Here is a 14,206-nt window from a genome sequence, read left to right as displayed (position 1 = left end):
AGTTAAAGTGTGCTTTGACAAAGAGTTAGCCTTTAAAACCCCCTCCCAACCTCCCCCTTCGCAGGGGGAGGAGCAAAGACCCCAGCCCTCCCCTTCGCAGGGGAGGGAGTTGATCGAGTTCTGAATTTACGACAGCAAAAAGGCCGCATAAGCAGCCTTTTGTTTGTCTTTCCGATGGCTTACTTCTTCTTGGCGTACTTCAGGGAATCCAGCGCCACCGCGAAGATGATGATGCTGCCCTTGATGATGTACTGCCAGTACGGGTTAACGCCGATGTAAGTCAGACCGTAGTTGATAACGGTGAAGATCAGTACACCGGTCACCACGCCTGCCACAGAACCCACACCACCGGCGAATGACACGCCGCCGACCACGCAGGCTGCGATGGCATCCAGTTCATACATAAAGCCGAGGTTGTTGGTCGCACTGCCGATACGCCCTGCTTCCAGCAAACCGCCGAACGCATAGAACACACCGGACAACGCATAAATCATGATCAGGTTTAACGGAACGTTAACGCCAGACACTTTCGCGGCTTCAGGGTTACCCCCGATAGCAAAGATGTTTTTACCGAAGCGGGTTTTATTCCACAGCACCCAGACAAAGGCGATGGCAATCAGCGCGTAGAAGGTGATGTAGGAAAGCTTCAGGCCGCCTAAATGGATAAAGCCTTGCGCAAACTGTGAGAAGCCCGGGTCAAAACCGGCTACCGGTGAGGAACCGACATAGTCGTAATACAGGGAGTTAATCCCGTAAACGATAATCATCGTACCCAGCGTGGTAATAAACGGCGTCACGTTCAGGTAAGCGATAATCACACCATTCAGCAAACCAATTAACGCGCCCACAATACACACGGTCAGAATAACCAGCGGAATTGGCACCACTTCGAGGTTCGGGAAGACTTTGTTGACGTTGTCCATCGCCTGCAACATGGTGGCAGCCACCACCGCCGCTAACCCGACCTGACGCCCGGCTGACAGGTCAGTACCCTGCGTCACGATAAGCCCCGCCACGCCGAGCGCGATAATCACGCGCACGGAAGACTGAGTCAGAATGTTACTTAAGTTGACGAGACTGAGGAAGCTCGGATCCTGGATGATAATAATGGCCAGTAAGACCAGCAGGACCACATAAATGCCGCCCTCTTTTAAATAAGTGAGCACACTTTTCTTATTTAATGCTTTCATAATAAGAACCCTTAAAAATTAGAGATGCAAGGAAGCCAGGCGTAATATTTCGTTCTGCGAGGTATTTTTGGTTTCAACAATACCTGCAACCTGTCCATTACTCATAACCAATATTCTGTCAGTAATACCCAGCAACTCTGGCATTTCAGAGGAGATAATAATGATCCCCTTCTCTTTTTTCGCCAACTCGGTGATTAACTGGTAAATTTCGAACTTAGCGCCAACGTCAATGCCGCGCGTCGGTTCATCCAGCATTAATATTTCAGGGTTGGTTAATAACCAGCGCCCGATAATGACTTTTTGCTGATTCCCGCCTGACAATGAACCAATACTGGTTTTATGTCCCGGCGTTTTCACCCGCATGGAATCGATAACCCATTGGGTATCGCTTTTCATACGGGAGGTATCGAGTAAACCGGCTTTATTCTTATATTGACGAATATTGGAAATCAGCGAGTTAAAGCCGATGTCCAGATACGCATAAATACCGGTTGAACGACGTTCTTCCGTCACCAGTGCAAAACCGTGATTAATGGCCTCGTTAGCACTGTGATTATTAATTTTTTTGCCGTGCAGTTTAATGGTACCGGCGACTTTCTCGCGGATGCCAAATAACGTCTCGACGATATCGGTACGTTTTGCCCCGACCAGACCGGCAATGCCGAGGATTTCCCCTTTGTGCAAATCAAAGGAAATATCACGTATTGAAGGCTGACGCAGCGAGGTCAGATTACGCACTTCGAGGATGACTTCACCCGGTACGTTCTGGCGATCAGGGAAACGCTGGCTCAGTGAACGGCCGACCATCATGGAAATGATTTTATCCATGTCGAGACCTTCCAGCGGCTGCGTAACAATCCACTGGCCGTCGCGCAGAATGGTGATTTCATCGCATAGCTGGAAAATTTCTTCCATCTTATGAGAGATATACACAATGCCACAGCCACGGTCTTTCAGCTTACGGATGATGGTGAACAGATGGTTCACTTCTTTTTCCGTCAGCGAGGACGTCGGTTCGTCCATAATGACGATTTTTGCATTGTAGGAAAACGCCTTGGCGATTTCGATCATCTGCATCTGTGAAACTGACAGCTTACCGACCTTGTCGCGCGGATCGATATCAATGTCCAGTTCGTCAAAAATCGCCTTGGTGTCTTTGTACATTTTGTCCTGATCGACAAAAAGACCTTTGGTCGGATAACGTCCCAGCCACATGTTGTCCATGACCGTACGTTGCAACACCAGGTTTAATTCCTGATGGACCATCGACACGCCTTGTTCAAGCGCTTCTTTTGAACTTTTAAAATTAACTTCCTGTCCCTGAAAAAGAATGGTACCGGAGTCTTTGCTGTATATCCCGAAAAGGCATTTCAATAATGTGGATTTACCGGCGCCGTTTTCACCCATCAGGGCGTGAATGGAATGAGGACGCACTTTTAAATTCACATTATCTAACGCCCTGACGCCAGGAAATGATTTATTAATACCACTCATTTCCAGAAGGAATTCGTCCGGTTTTTGTGTTGTGTCAGATAACGTATTATCGGCCATAGTTATACCTGGCTAAAGATAAAAATAAACGGGTGTATTAATACCTGATGTCAGTAATGCAGCCGGCAAGCGAACCTGCCGGCTGCATCGTGACATGACGTCCTGTCAGATAAGCATTAACGTCTCAATACCCTTCATTCTTCATGTTGCAGATGCGTTGGCTACTCTTATTCACCCGGATCACTTACCTGAGTAAGCTCATCGGGACTCACTCGTTTGCCGCCTTCCTGCAACGCAAATTATTTTGGGTATAACACTTTGTCTTTATTTACGGCTTAACCGCAATTATTTTTGCCACTGCTTAGCTTTGTTTTTTATTGCTGTCTGTCTTTATTGCTGCTGACGTCAACTTATTTCACGAAGGAAGACAGATTGTCTTTATCCACCGCGACGTAAGGAATACGAACAACTTTGTTTTCAACTTTCCAGTCAGTCCCTTCAGCAGCAGGTTTACCGGCTGCCAGGTTTTTCGCCAGATCAAAGGTCGCTTTAGCCTGGTTGTTCGCATCGTTCAGCACGGTACCGGCCATTGCGCCAGATTTCACCAGTGCCAGCGCTTCTGCCAGGGCATCCACACCAAATACCGGAATGCTGGATTTGTTATGAGATTTCAGTGCTTCTACAGCACCCATTGCCATGGCATCGTTGTTGGCGATAACCACTTCGATTTTGTTGGCGTTAGGACCAGACAACCATGCATCCATCTTGTCTTTAGCCTGTGCGGTATCCCACATAGCGGTATCAAGTTGCAGCTGATCAGTTTTCAGGCCTTCTTTGCCGTTCAGGGTGCTGATGACGTATTTGGTACGCGCTTCAGCATCCGGATGGCCCGGTTCGCCTTTGATCAGCACATATTGGATCACGCCGTCTTTGTTCAGATCCCAGGCCGGGTTCGCTTTCCAGTGTTTAGCAATCAGCTCACCCTGGATCACGCCAGATTCTTTAGAATCGGTACCGACATAGTAGGCTTTGTCGTAGCTGTCCAGCGCTTTACGGGAAGGTTCTTTGTTGTAGAAAACAACAGGAATGCCAGCACCGCGGGCTTTCTCAATGATTACCGGGGCAGCAGCCGGGTCAACCAGGTTAATGGCTAACGCTTTCACACCCTTCGCCAGCATGACGTCAACCTGGTCATTCTGGGTAGACTGGCTGTTTTGCGAGTCATTCATCAGCAGTTGCACATCTGGAGAAGCTTTAGCATCTTTTTCAATGGCTTTGCGAACTTCAGACATGAAGTTGTCATCATATTTGTAGATGGTGACGCCGATTTTAGTATCAGCAGCATGTGCGGCAAAACCAAACATCATGCTTGCAGCCAGAGTCGCCAGGGTGAAGACCTTCTTATTCATTTGTATCTCCGGTTATGTAGGGTGTTACAGAATGTGGCACCGGAAACCCCTGCGGGAGCAGTACAGCTCCACGTCATGATTGTGGGTGCCTGCCATCCTTGACTGATAACGTCCTGACTCGCTGTGAAACAAGTCCGGCAAACCGGACCCAAAATGAATCATATTGAAAACGAATGAATCATAATGTGCGCGATGTTAATAAACTGTGAAAGTTCTCACAGATTGAAAACGGTTACATCGCGTTATTTGATCAATAAGTGACGGGTGCCACATTTTGCCAGGGTGCAACCGAATGGCGTCTGACCAGCGTCGGCATAAAACAATGCGAAACGCCCGTAGCTAACTGTTCTGCCGCACCTTTTAAAGCCAGTTCGGTGGCCAGCGTCGCCATGGAAACGATCGGATATCGCACGGTGGTCATTTTCGGGCTGGTGTAGCGGGCAATCGGAATATCGTCAAAACCGATCAGTGAAAAGTCATCCGGAATGTTAATTCCGTTTTCTTTCAACACCGCCATCGCACCGGCCGCCATCGAATCGTTATAGGCAAACACCGCGCTGAGGTGCAGATTACGCCCGAGGAGTTCCACCATCGCCGCCTCACCGCCCTGCAGATCCGGCGAACTTTGTGCCCGCCATGCGGCAGGTGGCGCGTCACCGCTCTGATGTGCCTGCGTCATTGCCTGAGCGTAGCCCTGATAACGCTGCAAATCGTCTTCGATACCGTGACTTGACCCGATATAGCCGATGCGCTGATGGCCCTGCGACAGTAACAAACGCGTCGCCATCTCCGCACCGCTGACGTTGTTAAGCCAGACACAACGGTGCTCGTAGCCCGGAATGACGCGGTTAATCAGCACCATGCCGGATACCTGATCCATAAACCGCGAGAGTTCGTCATCGCCCAGCGCTTTCGAATGCACAATGAGTGCGTTACAGCGTTGACGAATCAAAACCTCAATGGCGTGCCTTTCTTTTTCGGCAATATGATAGCTGTTACCTATTAAAACGTATTTCTGATGCTGCTGTGCAACGGTATCCACCGCTTTCACCAGCGCGCCGAAAAACGGATCTGACACATCCATGACCACCACACCGATGGTGTCGCTGCTTTGCGTGGCCAGCGCCTGCGCATTGGCATTAGGCCGGTATCCCAGCGTGGCGACAGCCTGCAACACCTGCTCGCGGGCTTCTTTACTGGCGATAGCGGGATTGTTCAGAACACGTGAAACGGTGGCGACAGAAACCCCCGCCAGCCGGGCGACATCACGAATGGTGACCATGCGTCGCTCCGTGATCAGCCAGAGAGTGGTACGGAGGAATACGGAAATTTTTAACCCAGGAGGTAAAGAAGCCGGACAAAGAGAAGCGAGGTGAAGTGCGCATGGCGTTTCCTTTTTTAGTGTAGTGGTCGTCGGAGAGGCACGACCGCTATCCTAAACATTTTGCGAAAACGCCTGCGTGAATCTCGTCACAGGAAAGAAAACGTTTACATACAATTCTGTAACCTTCATCCCAAATCTATCATTTAGGATGATGTGACGATCTGGGATCAGGCGGTTTTCAGTTCAACACCGGAGGCTTTGACCGTCAGTTTACGCCATAACCACTCCACCGGTCCCTGACGGAAATGCCGCAACCACAGCAGGGTCACCAGCAAGTTACACGCCCAGACCAGCGGCACCAGCGCCAGCAGTTGCAGGCGGTCGAAGTGCTGGTAGAAGCCGAAGACATTGAAGAATGTGGTGCAGATCAGCGTCTGTAACAGGTAGTTGGTCAGGGCCATGCGGCCAATCTGCGAAATCCAGTTCACCGCCCGCCAGCGGGAAATCTGCGGCCAGAAGCCGTAACACAGCGCCAGATAACTGACGGCCTGCATCAGCGAGCCAATTTCCCGCGGCACCTGCAATAAAAAACCGCTCCAGCGGTAGTCCCAGCCGGTGCGGTATTGCAGGTAAATCGCCGGAATTTGTATCAGTAATGAAAGCGGTAACAGTACAGCGGCAACTTTGCGGTAATGTGCGAGGCGAAACTCACCTTTCAGCCAGCCGCTGCGCATCAGCCCGGCACCTGTCAGCATCGCGCCCGCCAGTTCCCAGCCGTATTGCGCACCGATCGCCAGCAAACTGGAAGACAGCAAATCGAGGCGGTTGCGGATCGCTTCCCAGCCGCCTTTCAGCCGCCAGTATTGTTCATATTGAATTTCCGCTGGCCCCGGCAGCCAGAAACTGCCAGGTTTCGGCGAGGTAATGAAACCGAGCATCGCCAGCACGGCGACGCCGATCAGATACAAAATAATGCCCGTGGAAATCAGCGACTGACTGCTGCGCCCTTCCCGCACCATCCGCCAGCACACCAGACCAATCAGCCCGTAAGACAGCAAGATATCGCCGTCCCACATCAGGGTGGCATGCAGAAACCCGCACAGTAAAAGAATCGACAAACGCGCCTGGATCCAGTGTTTGCCGCGCGGCAGCAACAAAAACAGACCGCCGCCGAACAGCATGGCAAACATCATCAGGAATTTACCCTGCGCGACGACGTCGAGCACCGCCCAGGTCCAGGTATCAGAAACAGAGGGCGTTCCGGCAAACGCCGGATTCAGGTAAGCGGCTTTCGGTAAACCGAAGGCGCTGATATTGAGCAGAAGAATGCCAAAAATGGCGAGGCCACGGGCAAAGTCGAGCGTGGCAATACGTGAGCGCACCCTGACATTCCTTTTGAAGATTATTGAGATATTTAAGAATAAGGGAAGAAAATCAGGGTGGCTACCCTCCAGGTAAATGAAGTTGCAGCAAGGCAGCCAGCGAGCAGAGCCCGATGAGCTGACTGATGTCAGTGATTCGGGTCTACGAACGCAGCGAACACCGCTGCGGCTTTAGTTACGACGGATGGCGGACGGTTCTTAAAAATTCTTGTCGTGTATTCTGGCTGGATTTGAAAAGTCCACCGAGTGATGTTGTCGTCGTTGCGCTGGTCGCGTCACGCACACCGCGTGCTTTCACGCAGTAATGCACGGCGTCAATGGAGACGGCCACGTTGGTGGTGCCGAGCAGGGTTTGCAAGGCCACCAGGATCTGCTGGGTCAGGCGTTCCTGAACCTGCGGACGCTGCGAGAAGAACTGCACAATGCGGTTGATTTTCGACAGGCCAATCACGGTATCTTTTGGGATATAGGCCACGGTGGCTTTGCCATCGATGGTCACGAAATGGTGTTCGCAGGTACTGGTCAGGGTGATATCGCGCACGGTGACCATTTCATCCACTTTCATCTTGTTTTCGATGACGGTGATTTTCGGGAAATTGGCGTAATCAAGCCCTGAGAAGATTTCATCCACATACATCTTGGCGATGCGGTGCGGCGTTTCCGCCAGACTGTCATCGGAAAGATCCAGATTAAGAAGCTGCATGATGCCGGTCATATGTTCCTGGATCCGCTGCTTGCGCGTTTCGTTGTCGATCGGCAAAGCTTCACGCAGAGGGGTTTCCAGACCACGGGCTAACAGGGCCTCGTGAACCAAAATGGCTTCTTTACTCAGGGTTGGCATTCTTTCTTTCTCCGGCAGATGTAATCACTTTGACGCAGATCACGCTAAAGTGAGGTGGCTTACTGTAGTAGAGAGCCGGTTCAGAATCCAGTGAATGTGCGTCATGATGGATGAAATAGCTGCAAGTTATCGGTTCTGCCGGAAGACCAGCGCCCCTGCAATAATGAAACCGACCAGCGCGACATACAGCGCAGGCTCCAGACGGTGCGTCAGTGCGGTAGAAATGGCCGACAGAACGGGGCCGAATAACTGACCGACGGCATAACCGGTGGTCAGCAAACCGGCCATGTAGCGGCTGTGATTCGGTGCCAGTTCGCGGCTATATTGTAAAGCCAGCTGGACCACACTGAGGAAACCGCCGCCGGTCAGCAATGCGCCCAGCACCAGACCACTGACGCCCGGCACCACTTCCGCACACAGAATTCCCAGTCCCTGCGCCCATAATGTCAGCGCCAGACGTTTATGCGTCGTCAGGCTGTGTCGTGTCAGAATACCGATGATGATGCCGATCACCGCCGCGCCGCCAAACACCGGCCAGACAAACTGGGCGAACAGGCTGTCAGGGAAACGCGCGCTCGCCATCTGCGATAAAAACGTGGCGGGAAGGATGTAACCAAAACCCGCCAGACTGTAACTCCACACCAGTCGTTTCAGCGCAGGCGTCATCACCAGCGGTTCAGTTGCCACATGCGAGCGGTGCAAATCTCCTGTTCGCGGCAGGGTCGGCGTAATGATCGCCACAAAAATCAGCGCCAGCACGCCGTACACGCACCAGGCCTGCGCCGAGGTCAGCTGCAAACTGTGAATACCGACGGCCAACATGCCGCTGAGGAAAATCCCCGCGCCCGGCCCGGCAAACACCGCAGCACTCAGCGCCGGACGGCCATAATGCGCCAGCCGTTCATTACACCACGCGGACACCATCACCATCGCCCAGCCGCTGGTCCAGCCGATCATAAAGCGCACGATGCTGTGCAGCACTTCGCCGGAAATCACCGCCGACAATAATGTCAGCACAACGCCGCCCCATACGCCCAGCCACAAACGGCGCTCGAGATGTTTGCCCGCGCGCATCCCGTCGAACGCGCCACACAGATAACCGAGGTAGTTGAAGGCCGCAACCAGCCCCGCGCCGGTCAGGCTGAACTGATGTTCAGCTATCATTAAAGGCACCTGCGGCGTAAAGGCGAAGCGCCCGATACCCATCGCGACCACAAAAGCCAGAAAACCACTTAGCGCAATTCGAAAGGCCATAACTGCTCCGTTAAAAGAAACCGCGATGCAACATCATAGAAACAATGAATAAACATACTCAAAGCCCGAGGCTGAAAACAGCGGATTTCTTAAAAGAAAGTAAATTGAATGTTGTCGCTATGATGCCTTATGAGTACAATCACGAAAACTGAATAATACAAACCAACTTGTTTACGATAAGAGAACACAGGAACCCATCATGGATCTCACTCAGTTACGGATGTTTTGCTGCGTAGCGGAAACCGGTTCGCTGGCACGCGCGGCAGAGCAGTTGCATCGCGTCCCGTCGAACCTGACCACCCGCCTGCGTCAGCTGGAACTCGAACTGGGCACCGATCTGTTTATCCGCGAAAAGCAGCGCATCCGCCTTTCCGCCATGGGCCATAATTTTCTGAACTATGCCGAACGTATTCTTGCGCTGAGCGACGAAGCCATGAGCATCACGCATGCCGGTGAACCCGCCGGGAACTTCGCGCTGGGATCGATGGAAAGTACGGCGGCGACGCGCCTGCCCTCTTTACTGGCGGCATATCATCAGAAGTTTCCGCAGGTGGCGCTGTCGCTGGTCACGGCCACCTCCGGCGAAACCATCGACAGCGTGCGTGCCGGACGTCTGGCGGCGGCGCTGGTGGATGGCCCGATCGATTTTGACGATATCAATGGCTGCATTTCTTTTCGTGAACGCATGGTGGTGATCACGCCGCCCGGCGAATCGCCGCAGGAAGTGCCTGCCGGGCGCAGCGGTCATACCGTTTTTGCGTTCCGCCCGAGTTGTTCATACCGCCAGCGTTTACAGGGCTGGATCAAACACATGAGCATTCCGGTCGCCAATACCATGGAGATCCAGTCCTATCATTCGATGATGGCCTGCGTCGCCAGCGGTGCGGGGATTGCCATGGTGCCGCGCTCGGTACTCGAACAATTGCCCGGCCACGAACGGGTCAGCATTCACGAGATCCCGGATGAATTCGCCGATACCGCCACCTGGCTTATCTGGCGCAGGGACGCCTTCAGCCCGAATGTGCGGGCGCTGAAAGAACTGATCATCGAACAAAATGACGGCGTGATCCCGTTACTGAAACATCCGCTCGCCGGGGAACACGATCCGGCGCTGCACCCGACCTATTAATTCGAAACTGAATAAGTAAAAACACCTGACTGGAGCTAAAAAATGCAAATGATCAAAACGCGCGCGGCTGTCGCCTGGGGCCCGAACCAACCTCTGTCCATCGAAGAAGTGGATCTGATGCCACCGCAAAAAGGTGAAGTGCTGGTGCGTATCGTCGCGACCGGCGTGTGCCACACCGACGCCTACACCCTGTCAGGCAAAGATCCGGAAGGCGTCTTCCCGGCAATCCTCGGCCATGAAGGCGGCGGCGTGGTGGAAGCGGTTGGCGAAGGCGTCACCAGCGTAGCCGTCGGCGATCACGTCATTCCGTTGTACACCCCGGAATGTGGCGAGTGTAAGTTCTGTAAATCCGGCAAAACCAACCTGTGTCAGGCGATCCGCACCACGCAAGGTAAAGGTCTGATGCCGGACGGCACCACCCGTTTCTTCAAAGACGGCAAGCCGATTTTCCATTACATGGGTACCTCGACCTTCTCCGAATACACCGTGGTTCCTGAGATCTCGCTGGCGAAAATCAACAAAGAAGCCCCGCTGGAAGAAGTCTGTCTGCTCGGTTGTGGCGTGACCACCGGTATGGGTGCCGTTATCAATACCGCGAAAGTCAAAAAAGGCGACACCGTAGCCATCTTCGGCCTCGGCGGCATTGGTCTTTCAGCCATCATTGGCGCCGTGATGGCGGGCGCAGGCCGCATCATAGGTATCGATCTGAACACCAGCAAATTCGATCTGGCGCGTAAACTTGGCGCAACCGACCTGATCAACCCGAAAGATTTCGATAAGCCGATTCAGGACGTGATCGTTGAAATGACCGACGGCGGCGTGGACTTCTCCTTCGAATGTATCGGTAACGTGAACGTGATGCGTTCCGCGCTGGAATGCTGCCATAAAGGCTGGGGCGAATCGGTCATCATCGGCGTGGCCGGTGCAGGCGAAGAAATCTCCACCCGTCCTTTCCAGCTGGTGACCGGCCGTGTATGGCGTGGTTCGGCTTTCGGTGGCGTTAAAGGCCGCAGCCAGTTACCGGGCATTGTGCAGCGTTATCTGGACGGCGAATTCGCCCTGAACGATTTCATCACCCACACCATGCCACTGGAAGAAATCAACGAAGCCTTTGACCTGATGCACGAAGGAAAATCTATCCGAACGGTGATTCATTTTAACAAGTAAGGAATGTGTCGATGAGCAGCTCGATTGAACTACTCGAAGAACACCGGATGTTTGGCGGCTGGCAGCAGCGCTACCGCCATACCTCTGAGAGCCTGAATTGCAGCATGACGTTCAGCCTTTATCTGCCCCCGGCGCAGGACGATACACCGCCGCCGGTGCTGTACTGGCTGTCGGGTCTGACCTGCAATGACGAAAACTTCACCATCAAAGCCGGGGCGCAACGTGTCGCGGCAGAGCTTGGCGTGATTCTGGTGATGCCGGATACCAGCCCGCGCGGTGAAGGCGTCGCCAACGACGACGGTTATGACCTCGGCCAGGGCGCAGGTTTTTATCTGAATGCCACGCAGGCACCGTGGGCCGCGCATTTTCGCATGTACGATTATCTGCTCGATGAACTGCCTGCGCTGATCAGCGGGCATTTCAAGGTCAGCCATCGTCAGTCTATTTTCGGGCACTCGATGGGCGGTCACGGCGCACTGATGCTGGCACTGCGTAATCCGCAGCGTTTCTGCTCCGTGTCAGCGTTTGCGCCGATCGTTAATCCGGCGCAGGTGCCGTGGGGACGCAAAGCGTTCAGCGCGTATCTGGGGGATGACGAAAGCCAGTGGCTGCAATACGACAGCTGCCACCTGCTGAGCGCCCTGCCGGAAGATCAAAAACCGTTCCCGATTTTAGTCGATCAGGGCGACGGCGATCAGTTCCTGGCAGATCAGCTGCAACCGGCAAAACTGGCCGAGATCGCCCGCCAGCGCGGCTGGCCGTTACAGTTGCGCGTTCAGCCCGGATACGATCACAGCTACTTCACGATTGCCTCATTTGTGGAAGATCACCTGAGATTCCATGCGGAGTTTTTGCACTCTGAAGTCTGACATTCTGCTGATGCAACAAGGGTTTGGCTTTGCTCCTCCCCCTGCGAAGGGGGAGGCTGGGAGGGGGTTTTAAGGGCTAACCCCCGGTCAGAGCACACTTCAACCGGCGGATTTTGACCTTAATACCCCACCCCAACCCTCCCCTTCGCAGGGGAGGGAGTTGTTCTGCGTTTGTGAAAACAAACAAAGGAATTGTCATGTCCGTTAATTTCAGGCCTAAAACTGGCCAGATCCTCATCTGTAATTTGTTGGGAAAAATGCGATATGGTTCAAACCTATAGCTGCCCCCAAAAATCAATTCTTCAATTTCGGATCCAGCGCATCCCTTAACCCATCGCCCAGCAAATTAAACGCCAGTACGGTCAGGAATATGGCCAGACTGGGGAATATTGCCACGTGCGGTGCCATGACCATGTCGGCGCGGGCTTCGTTGAGCATGGCGCCCCACTCCGGTGTTGGCGGTTGCGCGCCCATGCCAAGGAAGGACAGGCTGGCGGCGGTAATAATTGACGTGCCGATGCGCATGGTGAAATACACCACGATGGATGACAACGTGCCCGGCAGGATGTGGCGGAACAAAATGGTGGCGTCGGAGGCACCGATGCTGCGGGCGGATTCAATATAAGTTTGCTGTTTCAGCACCAGCGTGTTGCCACGTACCAGACGTGCGAAGGCCGGAATGCTGAAAATCGCCACCGCAATAATCACGTTCGACATGCCGTTGCCCATCACCGCCACCACGGCAATCGCCAGCAAAATACCGGGGAAAGCAAACAGCACGTCGCAAACGCGCATGGTGATGCGGTCCCACCAGCCTTCGTAATATCCCGCCAGCAGGCCGAATACCGTGCCAATCGCCGCGCCGAGTACCACCGAAAGCACACCCGCCGTCAGGGAAATCCGCGTGCCCATCAGGATGCGGCTGAAAATATCCCGTCCGAGGGAATCGACGCCCAGCCAGTGGATCAGCGACGGGCCTTCGTTCAGCCGGTCGTAATCAAAATAATTTTCCGGATCAAAGGGCACCAGCCACGGCGCAAGGATGGCTGCCATGATCAATAACAGGATGAACACACCCGCAATCATCGCAATATGCTGACGACGGAAACGCCGCCAGAACGCTTTCCACGGTGTCCGAACCGCCTGTGATTGCGCGGTTCCCGGTGTGATTATCGGCAAACTCGCAAGTACGGCATTTCGCCGCCAGTTTTTCATGCGTTGACTCACTTGTATCGGATTGAAGGGTTGATGACGGCGTACAGCATGTCCACCAGCAGATTGATCAGGATGAACTCCAGCGAGAACAGCAGCACTTCTGCCTGTATCACCGGATAATCGCGCATCTCAACGGAATCGACCAGCAACCGCCCTAATCCCGGCCAGTTGAAGACTTTTTCGACGACAATCGAGCCGCCAAGCAGAAAACCAAATTGCAGCCCCATCATGGTCACTACGGGGATCATCGCGTTGCGCAGGCCGTGTTTGACCACCACCACCGCCTCGTGTACCCCTTTGGCGCGCGCGGTGCGCATGTAATCTTCCTGCATCACTTCGACAAACGAGGCGCGGGTGAAGCGGGCCATGATTGCCGCCACCGCCGCACCCAGCGTAATGGAAGGAAGGATATAGTGACGCCAGCCGTCCGCGCCGACCGTCGGCAACCAGCCCAGTTCAACGGAGAAAATCTGCATCAGCAACATGCCCAGCGCGAAAGCCGGAAAGGAAATGCCGGAAACGGCGAGCGCCATACCCAGTCTGTCAGGCCAGCGGTTACGCCAGACGGCGGAGACCACGCCGATCACCAGTCCGAAAATCACCGACCACAGCATGCTGGTCAGCGTCAGCCAGAATGTCGGCAGGAAACGGGAACTGATTTCGTCTATAACCGGGCGTTTTGACACCATCGAATGACCGAAGTCACCGGTCAGCGCATTGCCAAAGAAGGTGAAAAATTGCTGATAAAGCGGCTTATCCAGCCCTAAATCCTGACGCACCAGCGCGACCACGCTGGCGTCGGCATCTTGTCCGGCCATCAGCCGCGCCGGATCGCCCGGCAGCAGATGCACAAATAAAAACACCAGCACCGCCACAATCAGCAACGTGGGGATCAGTCCGAGTAATCGTTTTAAAAAATAGTTAAGCATGATTCG

Annotated in this window: 12 protein-coding genes; 3 read left to right on the top strand and 9 right to left on the bottom strand. The window is 53.6% G+C overall.

Going from position 1 to position 14,206, the window contains the following annotated elements; all coding sequences use genetic code 11:
• Positions 1–179: 179 nt before the first annotated feature.
• From mglC to EYY67_RS05510, 7 genes are all read right to left on the bottom strand, one after another.
• Positions 180–1,190 (bottom strand): galactose/methyl galactoside ABC transporter permease MglC, encoded by a 1,011-nt coding sequence (mglC, locus tag EYY67_RS05540; RefSeq protein WP_095922685.1) that lies wholly within the window; start codon positions 1,188–1,190, stop codon positions 180–182.
• An 18-nt stretch (positions 1,191–1,208) separates the two neighbouring features.
• Complete coding sequence (gene mglA / locus EYY67_RS05535; RefSeq protein ID WP_119822203.1) at positions 1,209–2,741, bottom strand: galactose/methyl galactoside ABC transporter ATP-binding protein MglA; 1,533 nt, start codon at positions 2,739–2,741, stop codon at positions 1,209–1,211.
• Between the two features lie 350 nt (positions 2,742–3,091).
• Positions 3,092–4,090: a galactose/glucose ABC transporter substrate-binding protein MglB gene (mglB, locus tag EYY67_RS05530; protein WP_095922687.1), complete on the bottom strand. Its 999-nt coding sequence runs from the start codon at positions 4,088–4,090 to the stop codon at positions 3,092–3,094.
• A 250-nt stretch (positions 4,091–4,340) separates the two neighbouring features.
• Positions 4,341–5,372 (bottom strand): HTH-type transcriptional regulator GalS, encoded by a 1,032-nt coding sequence (galS, locus tag EYY67_RS05525; protein ID WP_131693008.1) that lies wholly within the window; start codon positions 5,370–5,372, stop codon positions 4,341–4,343.
• 269 nt (positions 5,373–5,641) lie between these two features.
• Positions 5,642–6,796 carry a DUF418 domain-containing protein YeiB gene (yeiB, locus tag EYY67_RS05520; protein WP_095922689.1) on the bottom strand — a complete coding sequence of 385 codons (1,155 nt, stop codon included), beginning with the start codon at positions 6,794–6,796 and terminating at the stop codon, positions 5,642–5,644.
• A 175-nt stretch (positions 6,797–6,971) separates the two neighbouring features.
• On the bottom strand, positions 6,972–7,637 hold the full coding sequence (folE, locus tag EYY67_RS05515; protein WP_095922690.1) for a GTP cyclohydrolase I FolE: 666 nt from the start codon (positions 7,635–7,637) through the stop codon (positions 6,972–6,974).
• A 126-nt stretch (positions 7,638–7,763) separates the two neighbouring features.
• Positions 7,764–8,891 carry a YbfB/YjiJ family MFS transporter gene (locus EYY67_RS05510; RefSeq protein WP_095922691.1) on the bottom strand — a complete coding sequence of 376 codons (1,128 nt, stop codon included), beginning with the start codon at positions 8,889–8,891 and terminating at the stop codon, positions 7,764–7,766.
• Positions 8,892–9,090: 199 nt separating this feature from the next.
• Between EYY67_RS05510 and ptrR the strand changes: the two genes are divergently transcribed.
• From ptrR to fghA, 3 genes are read left to right on the top strand one after another with little or no spacing between them, the layout of a single operon-like run.
• Positions 9,091–10,020, top strand: coding sequence for a putrescine utilization regulator PtrR (gene ptrR, locus EYY67_RS05505; RefSeq protein ID WP_119822199.1), 930 nt, complete (start codon positions 9,091–9,093; stop codon positions 10,018–10,020).
• Between the two features lie 42 nt (positions 10,021–10,062).
• Positions 10,063–11,187 (top strand): S-(hydroxymethyl)glutathione dehydrogenase/class III alcohol dehydrogenase, encoded by a 1,125-nt coding sequence (locus EYY67_RS05500; protein WP_095922693.1) that lies wholly within the window; start codon positions 10,063–10,065, stop codon positions 11,185–11,187.
• 11 nt (positions 11,188–11,198) lie between these two features.
• On the top strand, positions 11,199–12,056 hold the full coding sequence (gene fghA, locus EYY67_RS05495) for an S-formylglutathione hydrolase (protein ID WP_119822198.1): 858 nt from the start codon (positions 11,199–11,201) through the stop codon (positions 12,054–12,056).
• Between the two features lie 294 nt (positions 12,057–12,350).
• Here the strand turns inward: fghA and gsiD are convergent, their stop codons facing one another.
• Complete coding sequence (gene gsiD, locus EYY67_RS05490; protein ID WP_119822196.1) at positions 12,351–13,271, bottom strand: glutathione ABC transporter permease GsiD; 921 nt, start codon at positions 13,269–13,271, stop codon at positions 12,351–12,353.
• An 8-nt stretch (positions 13,272–13,279) separates the two neighbouring features.
• Positions 13,280–14,200 carry a glutathione ABC transporter permease GsiC gene (gsiC, locus tag EYY67_RS05485; protein WP_095922697.1) on the bottom strand — a complete coding sequence of 307 codons (921 nt, stop codon included), beginning with the start codon at positions 14,198–14,200 and terminating at the stop codon, positions 13,280–13,282.
• Positions 14,201–14,206: the final 6 nt, after the last annotated feature.

The sequence above is a fragment of the Rahnella victoriana genome (assembly GCF_004330295.1).
GTDB lineage: Bacteria > Pseudomonadota > Gammaproteobacteria > Enterobacterales > Enterobacteriaceae > Rahnella > Rahnella victoriana.
This window is presented reverse-complemented; position numbering and strand designations above follow the sequence as displayed.